The organism is Anaerostipes sp. Marseille-Q3525 (assembly GCF_018223505.1).
Classification (GTDB): domain Bacteria; phylum Bacillota; class Clostridia; order Lachnospirales; family Lachnospiraceae; genus Anaerostipes; species Anaerostipes amylophilus.
Window position 1 is genome coordinate 20,819 of record NZ_JAGTTT010000027.1, and the last position, 14,344, is coordinate 35,162.

Annotated in this window: 34 protein-coding genes, 1 tRNA gene and 1 pseudogene; 35 read left to right on the top strand and 1 reads right to left on the bottom strand. The window is 33.2% G+C overall.

Annotated features, from left to right (window positions below; translation table 11 throughout):
* Positions 1-9 precede the first annotated feature (9 nt).
* Positions 10-148: transfer RNA gene (locus KE503_RS11555), tRNA-OTHER, on the top strand.
* 40 nt (positions 149-188) lie between these two features.
* Here KE503_RS11555 and KE503_RS11560 read toward each other — a convergent pair.
* The gene (locus KE503_RS11560) at positions 189-392 is read right to left on the bottom strand and encodes a helix-turn-helix domain-containing protein (RefSeq protein ID WP_212385298.1); all 204 of its coding nucleotides are present in this window, start codon (positions 390-392) and stop codon (positions 189-191) included.
* A 165-nt stretch (positions 393-557) separates the two neighbouring features.
* Here KE503_RS11560 and KE503_RS11565 point away from each other — a divergent pair, with 165 nt between their 5' ends.
* The 34 genes and pseudogenes from KE503_RS11565 to KE503_RS11725 all read left to right on the top strand — a co-directional run.
* Positions 558-965, top strand: coding sequence for a hypothetical protein (locus tag KE503_RS11565; RefSeq protein ID WP_212385299.1), 408 nt, complete (start codon positions 558-560; stop codon positions 963-965).
* Positions 966-1,250, top strand: coding sequence for a DUF5052 family protein (locus KE503_RS11570; RefSeq protein WP_212385300.1), 285 nt, complete (start codon positions 966-968; stop codon positions 1,248-1,250).
* Positions 1,251-1,264: 14 nt separating this feature from the next.
* Positions 1,265-1,702, top strand: coding sequence for a hypothetical protein (locus KE503_RS11575; protein WP_212385301.1), 438 nt, complete (start codon positions 1,265-1,267; stop codon positions 1,700-1,702).
* A gap of 2 nt (positions 1,703-1,704) precedes the next feature.
* Positions 1,705-1,917, top strand: coding sequence for a hypothetical protein (locus tag KE503_RS11580; protein WP_212385302.1), 213 nt, complete (start codon positions 1,705-1,707; stop codon positions 1,915-1,917).
* Between the two features lie 17 nt (positions 1,918-1,934).
* Positions 1,935-2,249 carry a hypothetical protein gene (locus KE503_RS11585; RefSeq protein WP_212385303.1) on the top strand — a complete coding sequence of 105 codons (315 nt, stop codon included), beginning with the start codon at positions 1,935-1,937 and terminating at the stop codon, positions 2,247-2,249.
* A 1-nt stretch (position 2,250) separates the two neighbouring features.
* The gene (locus KE503_RS11590) at positions 2,251-2,523 is read left to right on the top strand and encodes a hypothetical protein (RefSeq protein WP_212385304.1); all 273 of its coding nucleotides are present in this window, start codon (positions 2,251-2,253) and stop codon (positions 2,521-2,523) included.
* Between the two features lie 2 nt (positions 2,524-2,525).
* Positions 2,526-2,717 carry a hypothetical protein gene (locus tag KE503_RS11595; protein WP_212385305.1) on the top strand — a complete coding sequence of 64 codons (192 nt, stop codon included), beginning with the start codon at positions 2,526-2,528 and terminating at the stop codon, positions 2,715-2,717.
* 4 nt (positions 2,718-2,721) lie between these two features.
* Positions 2,722-3,042, top strand: a complete 321-nt coding sequence (locus tag KE503_RS11600) for a hypothetical protein (protein WP_212385306.1) — start codon at positions 2,722-2,724, stop codon at positions 3,040-3,042.
* A 23-nt stretch (positions 3,043-3,065) separates the two neighbouring features.
* Positions 3,066-3,248, top strand: coding sequence for a hypothetical protein (locus KE503_RS11605; RefSeq protein WP_212385307.1), 183 nt, complete (start codon positions 3,066-3,068; stop codon positions 3,246-3,248).
* Positions 3,245-3,553 (top strand): hypothetical protein, encoded by a 309-nt coding sequence (locus KE503_RS11610; protein ID WP_212385308.1) that lies wholly within the window; start codon positions 3,245-3,247, stop codon positions 3,551-3,553. Before KE503_RS11605 ends, KE503_RS11610 begins: the two co-directional genes overlap by 4 nt.
* Before the next feature lie 218 nt (positions 3,554-3,771).
* Complete coding sequence (locus KE503_RS11615) at positions 3,772-4,356, top strand: hypothetical protein (RefSeq protein ID WP_212385309.1); 585 nt, start codon at positions 3,772-3,774, stop codon at positions 4,354-4,356.
* Positions 4,353-4,700 carry a hypothetical protein gene (locus KE503_RS11620; protein WP_212385310.1) on the top strand — a complete coding sequence of 116 codons (348 nt, stop codon included), beginning with the start codon at positions 4,353-4,355 and terminating at the stop codon, positions 4,698-4,700. Before KE503_RS11615 ends, KE503_RS11620 begins: the two co-directional genes overlap by 4 nt.
* A 5-nt stretch (positions 4,701-4,705) precedes the next feature.
* Entirely contained in the window at positions 4,706-5,017 is a 312-nt protein-coding gene (locus KE503_RS11625; RefSeq protein WP_212385311.1) for a hypothetical protein, read from the top strand.
* Positions 5,018-5,299, top strand: coding sequence for a hypothetical protein (locus tag KE503_RS11630; protein ID WP_212385312.1), 282 nt, complete (start codon positions 5,018-5,020; stop codon positions 5,297-5,299).
* A 5-nt stretch (positions 5,300-5,304) separates the two neighbouring features.
* The gene (locus KE503_RS11635) at positions 5,305-5,490 is read left to right on the top strand and encodes a hypothetical protein (RefSeq protein WP_212385313.1); all 186 of its coding nucleotides are present in this window, start codon (positions 5,305-5,307) and stop codon (positions 5,488-5,490) included.
* Positions 5,487-5,654 carry a hypothetical protein gene (locus KE503_RS11640; RefSeq protein WP_212385314.1) on the top strand — a complete coding sequence of 56 codons (168 nt, stop codon included), beginning with the start codon at positions 5,487-5,489 and terminating at the stop codon, positions 5,652-5,654. The genes KE503_RS11635 and KE503_RS11640 overlap by 4 nt, the downstream gene beginning before the upstream one ends.
* 1 nt (position 5,655) lies before the next feature.
* Entirely contained in the window at positions 5,656-5,958 is a 303-nt protein-coding gene (locus KE503_RS11645; RefSeq protein WP_212385315.1) for a hypothetical protein, read from the top strand.
* Entirely contained in the window at positions 5,959-6,264 is a 306-nt protein-coding gene (locus tag KE503_RS11650) for a Thoeris anti-defense Tad2 family protein (RefSeq protein WP_212385316.1), read from the top strand.
* Between the two features lie 4 nt (positions 6,265-6,268).
* Positions 6,269-6,556 carry a Thoeris anti-defense Tad2 family protein gene (locus tag KE503_RS11655; RefSeq protein WP_212385317.1) on the top strand — a complete coding sequence of 96 codons (288 nt, stop codon included), beginning with the start codon at positions 6,269-6,271 and terminating at the stop codon, positions 6,554-6,556.
* On the top strand, positions 6,553-7,500 hold the full coding sequence (locus KE503_RS11660; RefSeq protein WP_212385318.1) for a phosphohydrolase: 948 nt from the start codon (positions 6,553-6,555) through the stop codon (positions 7,498-7,500). Before KE503_RS11655 ends, KE503_RS11660 begins: the two co-directional genes overlap by 4 nt.
* A gap of 3 nt (positions 7,501-7,503) precedes the next feature.
* Positions 7,504-8,307: a hypothetical protein gene (locus tag KE503_RS11665; RefSeq protein ID WP_212385319.1), complete on the top strand. Its 804-nt coding sequence runs from the start codon at positions 7,504-7,506 to the stop codon at positions 8,305-8,307.
* Positions 8,291-8,821, top strand: coding sequence for a sigma-70 family RNA polymerase sigma factor (locus KE503_RS11670; protein WP_212385320.1), 531 nt, complete (start codon positions 8,291-8,293; stop codon positions 8,819-8,821). The genes KE503_RS11665 and KE503_RS11670 overlap by 17 nt, the downstream gene beginning before the upstream one ends.
* A gap of 14 nt (positions 8,822-8,835) precedes the next feature.
* On the top strand, positions 8,836-9,651 hold the full coding sequence (locus tag KE503_RS11675) for a DNA polymerase beta superfamily protein (protein WP_212385321.1): 816 nt from the start codon (positions 8,836-8,838) through the stop codon (positions 9,649-9,651).
* A gap of 1 nt (position 9,652) precedes the next feature.
* Positions 9,653-9,922 (top strand): helix-turn-helix transcriptional regulator, encoded by a 270-nt coding sequence (locus KE503_RS11680; RefSeq protein ID WP_212385322.1) that lies wholly within the window; start codon positions 9,653-9,655, stop codon positions 9,920-9,922.
* Positions 9,915-10,451: a hypothetical protein gene (locus KE503_RS11685; protein ID WP_212385323.1), complete on the top strand. Its 537-nt coding sequence runs from the start codon at positions 9,915-9,917 to the stop codon at positions 10,449-10,451. The genes KE503_RS11680 and KE503_RS11685 overlap by 8 nt, the downstream gene beginning before the upstream one ends.
* On the top strand, positions 10,448-10,918 hold the full coding sequence (locus tag KE503_RS11690) for a nucleoside 2-deoxyribosyltransferase (RefSeq protein WP_212385324.1): 471 nt from the start codon (positions 10,448-10,450) through the stop codon (positions 10,916-10,918). The genes KE503_RS11685 and KE503_RS11690 overlap by 4 nt, the downstream gene beginning before the upstream one ends.
* Positions 10,919-10,951: 33 nt before the next feature.
* Positions 10,952-11,083, top strand: a complete 132-nt coding sequence (locus KE503_RS14735) for a hypothetical protein (RefSeq protein WP_283093090.1) — start codon at positions 10,952-10,954, stop codon at positions 11,081-11,083.
* The gene (locus KE503_RS11695) at positions 11,080-12,111 is read left to right on the top strand and encodes a PcfJ domain-containing protein (protein WP_212385325.1); all 1,032 of its coding nucleotides are present in this window, start codon (positions 11,080-11,082) and stop codon (positions 12,109-12,111) included. The genes KE503_RS14735 and KE503_RS11695 overlap by 4 nt, the downstream gene beginning before the upstream one ends.
* Positions 12,108-12,644 carry a hypothetical protein gene (locus KE503_RS11700; RefSeq protein ID WP_212385326.1) on the top strand — a complete coding sequence of 179 codons (537 nt, stop codon included), beginning with the start codon at positions 12,108-12,110 and terminating at the stop codon, positions 12,642-12,644. Before KE503_RS11695 ends, KE503_RS11700 begins: the two co-directional genes overlap by 4 nt.
* A gap of 8 nt (positions 12,645-12,652) precedes the next feature.
* The gene (locus tag KE503_RS11705; protein WP_212385327.1) at positions 12,653-12,871 is read left to right on the top strand and encodes a hypothetical protein; all 219 of its coding nucleotides are present in this window, start codon (positions 12,653-12,655) and stop codon (positions 12,869-12,871) included.
* Positions 12,872-12,886: 15 nt separating this feature from the next.
* Positions 12,887-13,288 carry a hypothetical protein gene (locus KE503_RS11710; protein ID WP_212385328.1) on the top strand — a complete coding sequence of 134 codons (402 nt, stop codon included), beginning with the start codon at positions 12,887-12,889 and terminating at the stop codon, positions 13,286-13,288.
* Complete coding sequence (locus KE503_RS11715; protein WP_212385329.1) at positions 13,288-13,521, top strand: hypothetical protein; 234 nt, start codon at positions 13,288-13,290, stop codon at positions 13,519-13,521. Before KE503_RS11710 ends, KE503_RS11715 begins: the two co-directional genes overlap by 1 nt.
* Positions 13,508-13,732: a hypothetical protein gene (locus tag KE503_RS11720; RefSeq protein ID WP_212385330.1), complete on the top strand. Its 225-nt coding sequence runs from the start codon at positions 13,508-13,510 to the stop codon at positions 13,730-13,732. The genes KE503_RS11715 and KE503_RS11720 overlap by 14 nt, the downstream gene beginning before the upstream one ends.
* Before the next feature lie 122 nt (positions 13,733-13,854).
* A pseudogene (locus KE503_RS11725) lies at positions 13,855-14,217 on the top strand (helix-turn-helix domain-containing protein); the annotation flags it as partial.
* Positions 14,218-14,344 lie beyond the last annotated feature (127 nt).

Genomic DNA, 14,344 nt, shown 5'->3' on the forward strand with positions numbered 1-14,344 from the left:
GCCAGTTATGGAAACATAGCTCAGTTGGTAGAGCAGGCAATACATAACATTCTTTTTCTACCTCCGTATAAGTATTTTTATATTATTTACATTTTAATTTTTCATCACATATAAATTGCCGACACAGGTTCGATTCCTGTTGTTTCCACTAAAAAAGACCTTAACCTAAATGGTCAAAGTCTTTTTGATTAATCGTTTGGTATGACCTCGATAACATCTTCAACTTTGCAATCAAGATATAAGCAAATTTTGTCAATGTTTTCGAGACTGATATACTGATTCTTTGCCATCTTGGCAATTGTACCAGAACCCATATTTAATGCGGTTCGTAAATCAGATTTTGTCATATCTTTTTTCGCTAAAGTAACGAAAAGCGGTTTATAACTTATCATATGATATACCTCCACATCTATATTGTAGCATATTACATACAGGATGTAAAATAAAATATTCAAGAAATTGAAGATTTTGCATTGACACTATCTGCAAGAAGTGGTATATTATATTCAACAAATGAGAGATAAACTTTAAGAAATGAAATATGAAGGAGCGAGAAAATGTCAAATAAAATTTACAGATATTATCAACCAAACGATAAAGATACAAAAGACAATCATTCAGATTGCGTGATCAGAGCATTAACAAAAGTTCTTAACAAAGAATGGTTAGCAACATTTGATGACTTATTACCATACGCAAGGGATATGCAGTGTATGCCATCAGAGCGAAAATGTTACGAAGAATATTTATTCGATAATGGATTTGCTTATCAAGGTATTAGCAACCGAAAAGGATCTAAACGACCAACAATTGAAAGTTTTGCAAAAGATCATAAACAAGGCAATTACTTGGTGAATGTTGCGAATCATGTAGTTGCAATTTCAGACGGTTGTTATTACGACACTTGGGATTCTGGAGATTGCTGCTTGTATGGATATTATTATAAAGAAGAAGGAGAGAAATAAATGAGAAAGAAAATTTTGGCAACGGTTTTAGGAGCAACGATTTGCTTAGGATCAATGACAGGATGCGCAGGATTCAAAAGAGAAATCGTTGATATGAAAAGCGATTGGAATGGCGGTATGAATAGAGTCATTACAGTATACACGGCAGACGGTAAGAAGATTGCTGAATATAAAGGAAAAATTGATATTGATACAAATGACGGTGGATATGTCAAGTTTGACTACAAAGGTAAGAGATACATTTACTACAACTGCTTCGTAGAAAGTATCGCAGAAATTGATTAGAGAGGAGAAGACAAATGAATTTAGAAGAAACTATCAAATGCGCAAATGATATGGCAACAAAGAAATACACAGAAGCTATGTTGTGCCATGCAAATCCAGATGATGAAGAACTTGATGGATTGATTGACTGTGCCTTAAATCATGAGCAACTTGCGAAGTGGCTGGGAGAATTGAAAGAGTTAAAAGAATATAAAGAAAAGTATAGATGGCATGACTTAAGAAAGAATCCTGACGATCTACCAGACGTAGAACATCGAAGAAAGGCATATTTCCATGTAGTACAAGCAGACAAAGAAGCAAGACCCGCAATATTACAGTATAAAAAGGAGTTTGGATTTGGAATTTACAACGAATTTGGCAATGGTCTAAATTTTACAGGTATAGATACAGACCTTGTAGCACCAGTCGTAGCATGGAAAGAAATTGAAGAATTTGAAAGCGAGGGAGAATAGAAATGAGTACAGAAAAAACAATTGACATTTCAGTATTGCCAGAGGCAGAACAGGATCTGATAAAAGCATTATTTGATAAATGCTGTGAGAGAGCAAACAAGAAAAAAGAAAAAAATCAGAGCCTAAAATTTGGAAACCCGAATACGGAGAATGGTATTGGTTTATCGGCACTGATGGACAAATCAGTAATTGTGAATGGGCAAATGATCGCATAGACAGGGGAAGATATTCTATGGGGAATTGCTTCAAAACTAAAGAAGAAGCTACATTTGCAAGAGAAAAACAGAAAATTAAGATCGAGCTTCAAAGATTTGCTGATGAACATAATGATTCTGATAAAGAAAAATGGGATGGTATAAATCCACATTATACTATTAGATATGATATTGGAGATGAAGCTTTAGTAAGATCATCAAATCATGTAGTAGAAAATATCAATGATATTTATTTCACTTCCGAAGATATTGTTAAAAATGCCGTTGATTATATTGGAGCAAAACGCATCATGAAATATCTATTTGATGTTGGCTGTGAGGAGGATGAGTAACGTGAGAAAAAGGCTTTTAATTGGCTGTATGGCAGTGATTATGGGATGTATGTTAGCAGGATGTGATGCTCGTCCACATTATGCAGACGAAAATAACAACGATCAGATAACTGACTTTAATCAAATCAATGAGGTGTTATGGTATGATTCAGCAACGAAGATTGTTTATTATTATCCTCATGGTGGTGTGTTTTTGTGTCCATATATCAGTAAAGACGGACAATATTGTAAATACGAAGATGGTAAAGTAGTTCCGTTAGAGAGAGGAGAGTAGTTATGAAAATTATTTACAATGATAAAGTTTACAAAGTATATGGAGTTAGACATATTGATAATAGGCTCTGTCTTTCGACAGCAGATTTTTTGATATATAAAAATGGTCATTGGGATTGGGTAGGATGTTTTGAGTGTAAACCATATAAAAAGAAAAAGAGAAAACGCAAGAAGCCCAGTAAAAAAGAGGATTAAGAAAATGAATTACAATCTAACATTTCCTGTTGTAGTTCTGAAAGATGAAAGTGACTCAGTTCCATATATGGCATATATCCCATATTTTGACGTAATGACGCAGGGATATGACCAACAAGAATTGCAGATGATGATCAAAGATTTGTTGAATCTTTGCTTAGAAGATAAGGAATCTTACAAAATTCCAGATTGGGCATATCATTATTTCAATGCAGATGATGTCAAGGAACGAGGCAGAAAATACTTTGAGGAACTTGATGACGGTGATGATACATATTTTCAAAAGCATTTTTACACAGTATGGTGGTTTGATTTTAATAGATAGTGGTAGGAAAGGAGAAAGATAAAATGGACGTTTTGTTTTACATAATTTGGGTATTAGCGTTTATGGTAATTGCAGCGATCGGCATTGGAGTACCATACATGACTTATTACAATTACAAAAGAATCAAGGCAATGGATAAGAAACTTACAGGAATGTGCACAGGTCTTGGGATTATGTTAAGACCAGAAGAGGGTGATGAAGAATGATAGATATGAGAAACAATCCAATTAAAAATGGAAGTTTGTGTTTTAGATCAAGAATGGTCAGCGGAGAAACATTGATGGGATATGCATTAGTTATCTCAAACAAGCTGTTTTGGAAAGACAGATGGAATGACTATATTTCTAGTCATGACAAACTTAATTCTAAACAATTAATTGTCATCGAACATCTAAATGATGATGAAAAGAAAATGAGAAAAGAGTGGTTAGAGTTTATGGCAACAACAAAATCAAAAAAGGTTAAAGACGAAGATAGAGAAATTGTAAAAGGATTACTGAGTGAAATATGAGGTACAAGGTATTAGATGAGAAGATTAATTTGGTATATCAGGTCTTGTTTCTGTAAACATGATTGGGAGCAGATATTTGATTCTGAAATATATTATAACAACAGATCGACAAGACCTTATAGGTGTGAGAAGGTTTATCGTTGCAAGAAATGTGGTTGTGAGAAAAGATATGTAATAGAGTAAAATCTGAGTTTTATGTAAAAGGAGGATGATGAGGAATGAGTTGGTGGACGTATGTAAAGGGAATTGTTGAAGTTAGACCATTTGGAAGAACACAGGCAGAGCAAAGATACATACTTGAAACTGTATTGAATCATTTGCCTAGAGTAACAGGGTCTGAAAGCGATATGAATATACATATAGTTCAAAAAGCAGGATATGATATGAGCGATTCATGTAATGAATTTGAACAACGAACTCATTTGGGAAATGGTAGAAGAGGAAATTTCGAAACACAGGGAACGTATTATTTGTTAGTTGAAGGTAGTTTGCGAGACAGAGAATTTCAAGGAACATATAGAGAACTACAAAAATGGCTATGTCGGCTTTCCAAAAGAGTTAGTGTCCAAGATGTAATGATTGAGGTCAAAGCATGGAACAGAAAGAAACTTATTAGAAATGATAAAGGAATTTACACTCAAATGCTCGAAGATGTTAGTTGGATAAACAAGAATAGCATTAATTGGTGCGAATATCTAATGTGGAAACCTTATGGAACACATAGAATGATTGGTTATCCTGAGAAGCTTGTAAAAAAATATTATCCGGACATATATAAGAAAGAAAAGGAGTATGAGGAATGATAAATATAGTTGCGATTATATTGGGAACGATTGTTGGTAACATTATTGGTAACGAAATATTTGATAGTTTGTATCGAAAAGATAAACGTGTTAGCGATTTTCACAAGGATAATAATATGTCGTTGCTTACACGAACAGAAAACGATATGAAGCAATTAGATATGATGTTTGACGATCAAGTTATTAGGGAATTAAGAAATATTAAAAACCATTGGTTGCCTGAAAGACCAATAATCTATGGAGATGATCGTATGTATACAGAGTCTCAGTACAAGGCAGAAAAAATGCATCAAGCCATTGATGATGCTATTGCTGTGTTATTAGAAAGTTATAAAGTGAGGTGATTAATATGGGAGCCAATATTGAGTTTGCCATTGGCTATGCGATTGGATTTTGTATCGTTGGAGCGATCGTATTTCTGAGATACGAAAGAAAGATGGATCGGATGAGGCAGGCAAATGTAAATCTGATCTTAGATAAGATGTTGTTTATGTCAGATGCGAACGACAAAGAAAGTGGTACATATAATAAGGAAGAAACTCGTTCAGATGTTAAGGACGCAGTGAAGTATGCAATGAAGAAAAGTCATCCAGACAATGGTGGCAGTGCAGATGATTTTCGAAAATTTAGAGAGCTTTATGAAGAAATGGAAGGTAAGTAAATGCTAAAGGTCGGAGATAGAGTTTATATTTATAGAATGAAGCCAGCGGCTAAAGGAGGGTTGGTTAGAAATAACGACAAAGGTACAATTACTCGCATCGGAACAGATGAGATTGGTCGCAGATATGGGTATAGATATATGACCGTTAAATTTGACAACCCAGTAAATATCTCTAATCGTGATATTTACTCTTTAGAATTTTTTGAAAACAAGGATGATCGTAAGATAGGTAGAATACGAGATACTGGATTCTTACTATATGGTAGAAAATGTGAGGAATAAGACTTATGAGTAAACAGGAATCATTGAAGTTTTTGCAAGGTTTGATTGACGAAGTAGAAAATTGGACAAAAGAAGATATCGAGCGAGGTCGGAAATTGATGGAGAAAATGAAAAAAGAAGAACCAAAAGAAGTTGAAAATAGTGATGGATATTGGGAATTTATAATGCCAGACGGCAAAACAACATTATGAAATCAAGACAACAACGTAAACAGGAAATAAAACGATTCTTTGATCGGTTGAGTCCAGAAGAATTGGACAAGCTATTAGAAAGAAATGGAATCAATGATAAAGAGTCCAAAGAGGATCTTGTATATAAAATTATAAAAGAAGAAATTGAGAAAGGAGAGATATGATATGGCACATAACTTGTATATTGAAACGCAAGCAGAATATGCGGGATGTAGTCCACAGCTGGAGGTATTAAATGAAAGAGATTGTAAACATATCATTGCATCATTAGATCATTACCCACCTACAACCGAGGAGGTTAAGAAAGCAGCCTGTGTATTAATCGGACGATGTATTCACAAACGTATTTGGAACATGGAAATCGACATTGATAATTTGGATATACATTGTTCTCCGCCAAAAGAAATGACGATTGAAGAAATTGAAAAAGAACTTGGTTATAAAGTAAAGCTTGTAAAGGAGAAATAAATGGCAAAAAAGAAAAAGAACGGAATATCTTTTGAAATGGCAATGCAAGATATGAAAATAAATCCAAATAAAATATATCGACGTAGCGTTTGGAAGAAAACAAAAACGAGATATGATTATGTATTTATGATGTGCGAGGAAGAACAACAGGAGATTATTCCATTCGACAAAAGATATAAAATGAAACCGCTTTTATGCAGAGATCAAGATGGAGTTATAACACTAGGATGGTTGCCTACCCAAGAAGATATTCTTGCAAATGATTGGATTGAACACGGGTGGGATTTTAAGAGTAAGAGGAGATGATTAAATGAATTTTGTAGAAGCAATGGCTGCAATAAAAACAGATAAAACAACTATAAGAAGACGCACATGGAGCGAACAATCATATCTAAAAATTTATTCGTCCAAACGAGCTAATGATTATTTTGAGTGTAATGGTATGGGAGAATATAAAACAGATTCAATTATTTTCTTATTTGATGGAGAAAATGCAGAAGTTTGGATTCCTCTTGCAGAAGATATATACGCAGATGATTGGGAAATATATGTTGAAGCAATTAATGAAAATAAGCAGATAAAGGAGAAAGAAGAATGAAATGTTTTTATCATGTTGATCAAGATGGAATTGTATCTGGATTCTATGTTAGAAAAGCTTGCGAACAGCGAGGTTTGGCATTTGAACCAGAGAACTTCCGAAAAATTAATTACGGTATGAAATTCCCGTTTCATGACATTGAGCAGGACGAATTTGTATTTATCGTAGATTACAGCATTGAGCCAGAAGAGATGTGGCAGTTGCTTAGTATTACAAAGAATGTATTTTGGATCGATCATCATCAGTCTACGATTGAAGCATATAAAGATTTCAAGTGTGATGTGAAAGGTATCCGAATTACTGGAGCAGGTATTTCAGGAGCGAATCTAACATGGCTGTACTTTAAAGAAATGTGTGACGAAAATTGGAAACAAGTTGACAAAACAGATTATAAAAGAGTCAAGGCTTTGCTTGGTAGGTATGAAATAGGAATCCCTATGTTGGCAAAATATACAGCAATGTGGGATACATTCTCTTGGGATAAAAAATTAGAAAAATATGTTAAGGCGTTCCATTATGCGTTTGAGTCATATGATTTTAATCCAACGAGTGCTATGTTGGGTGGATTAAATGGAGATGCGGGGAAACATGTGCAGAACGATATTTTTGACCAGCTGCTAAATGACGGAGCAGGAGTTCTTTTTTATTTGAGTGCGGATGCCAAACAGTACCTTAGAGCATATGGATTTGAAACTACATTTGAGGGATATAAAGTCTATGCAATTAATCGTGCTTTAATCAATTCTGATTTTTTTGAATCTATTGACGCTTCAAAATATGATATGTTTATAGGTTTTTCATTCAATGGTAGCATGTGGGAATATCAGTTACGATCAGCAGAACAGGATAAAGTAAATGTATATGAGCTTGCTGTGGAATATGGCGGTGGCGGTCATCCAAATGCAGCTGGGTTTAGAAGTGAGAAATATGTATTAGGAGTGTGATGTATGTCAAAGAAAAATACAAGAGAATTTGAACTTGCTTTTAGTAAAAGCAGAGATCCAGATTGGGAAGCTGATGTAGAAATTTACAGAAGAAGAAAGTTTGGAGCAGTGCGTGGTATTTGTCTAGGAGATGAATTTACGGAAATTGATTCTTTAGAATGTAAAAATTGCGACAAGTTAAATGAAATGTATTATCGTTTTTATTTTAATTTAAAGGCACTTATGAAGTCTTACTTGCCTGAATATACAGATTATGTGTTAATCGAAACAATGCATATCATATCTCCTGCAATATTATGTTGTGACAAAATTGTATTAAAAAATGGTGAGAAAATTTCTATTGATAATATTTGCATTGATACATCAAATGGCAATGAAGTTTATAAATTATATTCTAACAGTACATATACAGATGATATATATTATGAATCAACTAAAGCATTAGTTCATGAATTGGCTAGTAAAGATGTTTATAAAACTATGCATATTATGACAGATATAATGAACGAAGCGTATGTAAAAGCAAAAAATGAACGAAATCTACATCCTTTTATTAGTTGCTTGTTTAACGATCCTCCAATTCCATGTATTAAAAAGAAATATTCTATACATGATTTAGCAATGGCTACATCAAAAGATAGGTGTGATATTTATGAAGCAATAAACACAGAAGTTCCAAACGCTATAGATATGCCCGTATGTCATCCTGGAAGACCTATAGAGCATTATTTTGAGTTAGATTATACAGATGAAGTAGAGCAATTTATTAAAGAACAGGAGGCAAAGAAATGTGAAGAAACTAAATGATGAACAGCGAAAGCTGATTGAAGATAATTATTCTTTGATCAAGTATTTTTATGGTAGAAAATTTAAAAATCTGATTGATTATGATACATATTTAGGGATTGCACATGTCGCAATATGCAAAGCAGCATATACATATGATTCTTCGAAAAGTAAATTTACATCATATTTCTTCCTAAAATTAAAGACTGATATTTTTCGTTATTTTAGATCAATTAATAGTGAAGTTAGGAGGGTTCATTTGGATGCAATTTCTTTAGAGTCTACATTGAATGGATATGATGATGAGAATATGGTATTAGAGAATATTTTACCAGATAAAGTAGATGTTGTCGCTTCTGCTATGGAATATGTTTATTGGAAAACAATAATTGATAGCCAATCAGAAGTAAAGCAAAAAATTATCAAACTTCGTTTAGAAGGATATGAGCAAAAAGAAATTGGACAGATGATTGGAATGACACAACAAGGTGTTTATGGGCATTTAAGTAGATTCAAACGGGCGATGGGATATTAGAAAGAGGTGAGATCATGACTATTGAAGAAGTAAAAGATTACATAAACTCGTCTCCAGAGTATGACTTTTTGCGAGATTATCCACACAAAATCGCTTTTCTCACGTTAGGTGGAAGTTATGCCTACGGAACAGATACAGAGGATTCTGACATTGATTTACGTGGTGTTTTCCTTAGTGATAAAAGAGAGATTTTGTTGAATAATAATCCAAATAATCTTGAGAAGACAGACGATCATAAAGACGTTGATACTGTGCTACATTCACATATTAAGATGATCAACATGCTTGCTAAGGGTAATCCTACGTTTTTAGAGCTGTTATATTTTGCACCAGACCGTTATTTATATGTATCCGATATTGGTATGGAGTTGATCAAAAATAGAGATATGTTCTTATCTAAAAGAGTTTATCATTCATATAAAGGATATATTTGTGACTGCCTTGGTCATACAAATTCTAAGTATTACAAGGTTAAAAATTCACCAGAAATACAACGAGCGAACAAATCAATGATGCATGCAATTCGATTATTGTTGCAAGGAATTCAACTATTACAGCTTGGAACTATGTGCGCTTCTGATATTGCTGAAGAATACCTTATAAAAATTAGAAATGGGGACGCAGGTGAATATCACGTATACAATTATGGTAAGGAGAATGAATGGAGAGAATATCGACCACATAAATATTACATAGAATTAATTGAAGGGTTGCTTCGTCAATTTGAACACGACTATAAACATACAACTTTACCAAACGAACCAGATTGGGATCGTATCAATGATTTTTTGGCAACTACAAATGAACGAATTGTGAGAGGAATGGTGTGATATGTATGTAAAGATTAGAGACGAAATTGCTTTTCACCCTGGCGAATGCTTAGAAGAATTCGTTGAATCTTGCATGATGACTCCTTATCAGCTTGCGAGTAAAATCGGCATGGACGTTGATTATATCAAAGGGCTGATTGACGGATCACAAAGTGTTACCAAAGAATTTGCAAAAGCAATGGCGGATCATTATGGATTTGCTGACGATGGGCAGTTTTGGTTAAATTTACAAGAAACATTTGACAAGAAAGTAGGTGGCAGAGATGTTTAAATTAATAAAACGCCCACGTTCTGATAACGATAAATGTACTAAATATGATGTTGTGCTTGATAAAGAATATACTGTAGAAGAATTTATTGATGCGATTGCAAATGGAAGAAATGGAACGCATGGTCAAATTACAATAAAAAATGATAAACAAGCCATTGAATCACTTGTCTATAATATCGAGAGTATTGATTATAGACATTGTAGACTTCAAAATGCAGAAGAAAAAATTAAACAAGTATGGGCAGATGGTAGCTGGTTAAAGATCAATTATACTATTTTACTTGAAAACAAAAAGGAAACACAAAAGGGTTCACTTCGATTTATTGTCAAGAAGCCGAACGGAGAAGAATCAGTAGTTGTTATTTTTAAGAATAAATCCGATGGCACATATTCATTTGTTAATTTGACAAAAGAGCATATTTGTTCATGTAAATTTAGAACAATTGAGGAAGCGATTCAGGATATGAATGATCGACTAAGAAAAGGATTGATTGAGTCGTATGTTGTGAAAGGAGAAATGAAACAGTGAGTAACGTATTTCAGATTTATTTAGCTGGTGGTATGCAGGATCTGTCGTTTGAAGAACAGAATGAGTGGAGAGAAAGAATTTGCAATCAAATTATTGCTATGCGTAGGATTCTTAATGTTAATATGAAAGAAGTTAATATTATTAACCCTGTTGATTATTACAATTTTCAAACAGAGTTGCATGATACAGAAAAAGAAGTAATGAGATTTGATACAAATTTTGTTAGAAATAGTGATCTTGTTGTAGTAAATGCGAATGATCCGAAAAGTATTGGAACATCTATGGAGATTGCGATTGCATATGAACGTCATATTCCTGTGTTAATTTTGAATACAGAAAAGAAAAGATTGCATGCTTGGTGGGTGCAAATGTCTGACAAGATATTTGACGATGAGAAAAAATTATGTACATATATATATGATTTTTATCTTAAGATGGGGCATTGTAGTATTCGATCATGGGTGTAAATGCAATGATATAAAATAGGAATTTGAGGCGAAATGAAAGGAGTTGAAACACTATCACAGCAGAAAAACAAGGTAAGTTTATTATTTTCCATCTGGATGATGGTAAAACTTGTAAATATGATTTATCGAATGGTGATTGCTACGGTAAAAGTGGTAAAAAAGTGAAAGCTTTGAACAATATTTTGTCTGGACATTCAGCTGATGAATTGGATAAATTGTTTGTGTCCGATCCACAGTATGCAGAGTTTCTAAAATATGTAAATTGGCGAAGAAATTGTGAAATGGGAAGAACTACATGGGGATTCATTGATTATAATTTAGGAACTTTGTTTGAATATGCAAGTAAGTATTCTATGTGTGAGCAGTTCTTTGCCATAGGCTTTACACATAAACAAGTCGTAGAAGATTTCAGATATTCAATTAATGAAGTACCAAAATGGTTGAGAAATTATTGTCTTGGTGTGAAGAATAGACGATTGTTAAGTAATGATTTTGTTGATTTTTATAAAAGGTATCCAGATCATGTACAAACAATACTACAGGCACAATATATGACATTGACTGAATCTGATTTGACGTATTTCTTTGATGGTCGTAATACAAGTTATTATATGGATATATTGACATTTTTGGATCAAAATTATGGATATAATCTTGTAGATGTATTTATTTATATAGATAAAATAATGACGTTTGAGGCAATTGATAATATGAATTGGTTGCTCAAAGAATTATATGATTATACTCGTATGATGGGCGCAATCAGTCATAAATTTGACAGATATCCAAGACATTTCAAAACAACAATGGATATCGTTACAAGGAATTATAAGAGATTGAAAAGGGAATTTTCGGAAGAAGTCTTTAAGAGCCGTATTAATAAAGAATACGAATTTACATATAAAGGACTGAGATTCTTTTACCCAGACTCCACTCAAGACATTAAAGATGAAGCAGTACAGCAAAATAATTGTGTGGCAAGTTACATAGATCGAGTTATTGATGGCGAATGTCATATCATGTTTTTGAGAAATGCAAAAGAACCAGACAAATCCTTAGTAACGATTGAAATACAAGATGGACGAATCGTACAAGCATTGCAAAGATTCAACGATCCTCTAACTGCCGATCAGCAAGAAGCGGTCAATGCATGGAACAAACACTTTAGTAAGAAAGGTAAGGTGGCAGCATGATTAATATTAATGAATTAAATACAGATCGTAAGATTAAATTAAAGAAGCCAATGGGATGCTTCGATAATCTTGGCGAGGTATGCGAGATTGTTAAGATTGATACAGATGAAAATGTTATCAATTTTAGGTTTGGTACGGATGGAGTCCATCTGGGTGTGATGTCAGGAGATGAGTTGGAAAAATACTTTGACGTTATTGAACCTGCTGTTATCCCTGATGATTATGATTGGCATCCATATGGGTTTATTGACGGGCATCAAGTTAGGTATCAAGCACAAGAAGATGGAGGAATTTTTATGGATATTCGTTATAATGGTGTGGTCAATTCAGTCACATATTATCACCCAGAAATTGGTTATCGAAAGATTCAAAATGGACAGCAAGGTAAATTCTACGAAAAAGATTTAAAGGTTTCCTATTTCAAATTGCAAAAAGCATATTATGATCAACTGTATAATGACGTCCATCACGAAGTCGAGTCTGAATATTTTGCTAACAGAGATGAATGCGGTCTTGAACTCAATGAATGGTAGGAGCAATTATGAAGGATGTAAAATTGATAATCCAATTAATAAGTATTTTCATAGCATGTGTCATTTATGTTGGAATATGGTGGTGGGTTTATACCCATAGAGATGAATATTTATATATATCATATCCAAAAGGGTTTCCTGAAAGATTTTTAAGTATATTCTCTCAGATATGGTGCGTTATACATATTGTTGGTGCTATAGGTGCAATTATATGGGCGTGGTTATAGAAAGGAGCGATCAACGTGAGTAAGTTCAAAGTAGGAGATGAGGTGTATTTTTCTCCTTATCGTACCGATGCTTACATTGTAAAACATGGAAAAATTGCTAAATTTGAACAATCATTGGACCCAGAAAGAAAATATGCAGTCATGTATTGTGACGATGGAAGATCCGTGAAAGAATATCATATCTTTCCTGAGGATTTGTATTGTACAGAACAAGAAGTAAAAGAAGTTTTAAAGCAGAGATTTCGTTTTGAGGTAGATGAGGTCAAGAAGAATATTCATACATTGGAAGACTTGTTGAAATTCTTATATAACAATGATGTTTCTGTTGATGAAGATGATGATGACTCAGTATGGGTAGGTCGTGTTGCCGTAAGAGAACTGGCAAAAGAGTTGTGTGGTATTGAGCTAGGAGAGTGATGTTTATAGAGAAATTTTTATGTAAAAATTGTCATAAGTTAGTTACATATAAACTTTTTACAGACTTTACGATTATGCCTATTTTAGGTGAAGACGTTGTATTTACCGAAACATATGGTATTTGTAAAGTCTGTAAGAATAAAATTTGTATTCCGGAAAAATGCGGAAAGAATGCAGAAAGATTTTATGAGGAATACAGAACAGCACAGGAGAAGTATAATGGGGAAAACTAAGCTACATACGTCTGAAGAAATTTTAAACGCATTACATGTGATTCAGGATACGTGTGAATATTATCTTGATGGAACAGACGAAGATTGTAAAACTTGTCCTTTATGTACAATGACAGGTAGGGCGCCAAGTTGTACGATTAGAGATTCGGATCCTTATGTTTGGGAGATTGATGATAATCCAGATACAACATGGCGAGCATTCAAGAAGTAGGAGATATTTATAATTATTTTATTAAATAAAGAATTATATTAAGACATTATATTAATTTTATATGTTTTGAGTTGTAGGTTATATAGATTAAAAATATAAAAAATTAAGGAGCGAGAAAGAAAGTGTTAAAGAGTTATAAGACAGAAATTAACCCAACCAAAAAACAGAGAATTAAGATTAATAAGACAATTGGTGTATGTAGATATATTTATAATTTTTATTTGAGTCATAATCAGGAACTATATGCTAATGGAGATACGTTTATGACTGGAAATGGTTTTAGTATATGGTTAAATAATGAATATATCCCAAACCATCCAGAAAAAATATGGATTAAGGATGTTTATTCAAAATCGGTAAAGAAGTCGATTGAAAACGGATATACGGCTTTCAAGAGATTTTTCAAACGACAATGTGGTTTTCCAAAATTCAAAAAGAAAGGCAAGTCTGATGTCAAAATGTATTTTGTAAAAAATAATCCGAAGGTATAAATGCTAATATAAGAATGTACAGAAATGATCATTTAAAAATGTACAAAATCACATTATAATAAATTCTCTACGGAGGAATTTATTATGATATATACACCAAAGATTACTAGTGACATTCAGA

Excerpts from the sequence above, each read along its gene's own strand:
- KE503_RS11560 (WP_212385298.1), bottom strand. The coding sequence starts at position 392 with ATGATAAGTTATAAACCGCTTTTCGTTACTTTAGCGAAAAAAGATATG.
- KE503_RS11565 (WP_212385299.1), top strand. The coding sequence starts at position 558 with ATGTCAAATAAAATTTACAGATATTATCAACCAAACGATAAAGATACA.
- KE503_RS11570 (WP_212385300.1), top strand. The coding sequence starts at position 966 with ATGAGAAAGAAAATTTTGGCAACGGTTTTAGGAGCAACGATTTGCTTA.
- KE503_RS11575 (WP_212385301.1), top strand. The coding sequence starts at position 1,265 with ATGAATTTAGAAGAAACTATCAAATGCGCAAATGATATGGCAACAAAG.
- KE503_RS11580 (WP_212385302.1), top strand. The coding sequence starts at position 1,705 with ATGAGTACAGAAAAAACAATTGACATTTCAGTATTGCCAGAGGCAGAA.
- KE503_RS11585 (WP_212385303.1), top strand. The coding sequence starts at position 1,935 with ATGGGGAATTGCTTCAAAACTAAAGAAGAAGCTACATTTGCAAGAGAA.
- KE503_RS11595 (WP_212385305.1), top strand. The coding sequence starts at position 2,526 with ATGAAAATTATTTACAATGATAAAGTTTACAAAGTATATGGAGTTAGA.
- KE503_RS11600 (WP_212385306.1), top strand. The coding sequence starts at position 2,722 with ATGAATTACAATCTAACATTTCCTGTTGTAGTTCTGAAAGATGAAAGT.
- KE503_RS11605 (WP_212385307.1), top strand. The coding sequence starts at position 3,066 with ATGGACGTTTTGTTTTACATAATTTGGGTATTAGCGTTTATGGTAATT.
- KE503_RS11610 (WP_212385308.1), top strand. The coding sequence starts at position 3,245 with ATGATAGATATGAGAAACAATCCAATTAAAAATGGAAGTTTGTGTTTT.
- KE503_RS11615 (WP_212385309.1), top strand. The coding sequence starts at position 3,772 with ATGAGTTGGTGGACGTATGTAAAGGGAATTGTTGAAGTTAGACCATTT.
- KE503_RS11620 (WP_212385310.1), top strand. The coding sequence starts at position 4,353 with ATGATAAATATAGTTGCGATTATATTGGGAACGATTGTTGGTAACATT.
- KE503_RS11625 (WP_212385311.1), top strand. The coding sequence starts at position 4,706 with ATGGGAGCCAATATTGAGTTTGCCATTGGCTATGCGATTGGATTTTGT.
- KE503_RS11630 (WP_212385312.1), top strand. The coding sequence starts at position 5,018 with ATGCTAAAGGTCGGAGATAGAGTTTATATTTATAGAATGAAGCCAGCG.
- KE503_RS11635 (WP_212385313.1), top strand. The coding sequence starts at position 5,305 with ATGAGTAAACAGGAATCATTGAAGTTTTTGCAAGGTTTGATTGACGAA.
- KE503_RS11640 (WP_212385314.1), top strand. The coding sequence starts at position 5,487 with ATGAAATCAAGACAACAACGTAAACAGGAAATAAAACGATTCTTTGAT.
- KE503_RS11645 (WP_212385315.1), top strand. The coding sequence starts at position 5,656 with ATGGCACATAACTTGTATATTGAAACGCAAGCAGAATATGCGGGATGT.
- KE503_RS11650 (WP_212385316.1), top strand. The coding sequence starts at position 5,959 with ATGGCAAAAAAGAAAAAGAACGGAATATCTTTTGAAATGGCAATGCAA.
- KE503_RS11655 (WP_212385317.1), top strand. The coding sequence starts at position 6,269 with ATGAATTTTGTAGAAGCAATGGCTGCAATAAAAACAGATAAAACAACT.
- KE503_RS11660 (WP_212385318.1), top strand. The coding sequence starts at position 6,553 with ATGAAATGTTTTTATCATGTTGATCAAGATGGAATTGTATCTGGATTC.
- KE503_RS11665 (WP_212385319.1), top strand. The coding sequence starts at position 7,504 with ATGTCAAAGAAAAATACAAGAGAATTTGAACTTGCTTTTAGTAAAAGC.
- KE503_RS11675 (WP_212385321.1), top strand. The coding sequence starts at position 8,836 with ATGACTATTGAAGAAGTAAAAGATTACATAAACTCGTCTCCAGAGTAT.
- KE503_RS11680 (WP_212385322.1), top strand. The coding sequence starts at position 9,653 with ATGTATGTAAAGATTAGAGACGAAATTGCTTTTCACCCTGGCGAATGC.
- KE503_RS11685 (WP_212385323.1), top strand. The coding sequence starts at position 9,915 with ATGTTTAAATTAATAAAACGCCCACGTTCTGATAACGATAAATGTACT.
- KE503_RS14735 (WP_283093090.1), top strand. The coding sequence starts at position 10,952 with ATGAAAGGAGTTGAAACACTATCACAGCAGAAAAACAAGGTAAGTTTA.
- KE503_RS11700 (WP_212385326.1), top strand. The coding sequence starts at position 12,108 with ATGATTAATATTAATGAATTAAATACAGATCGTAAGATTAAATTAAAG.
- KE503_RS11705 (WP_212385327.1), top strand. The coding sequence starts at position 12,653 with ATGAAGGATGTAAAATTGATAATCCAATTAATAAGTATTTTCATAGCA.
- KE503_RS11715 (WP_212385329.1), top strand. The coding sequence starts at position 13,288 with ATGTTTATAGAGAAATTTTTATGTAAAAATTGTCATAAGTTAGTTACA.
- KE503_RS11720 (WP_212385330.1), top strand. The coding sequence starts at position 13,508 with ATGGGGAAAACTAAGCTACATACGTCTGAAGAAATTTTAAACGCATTA.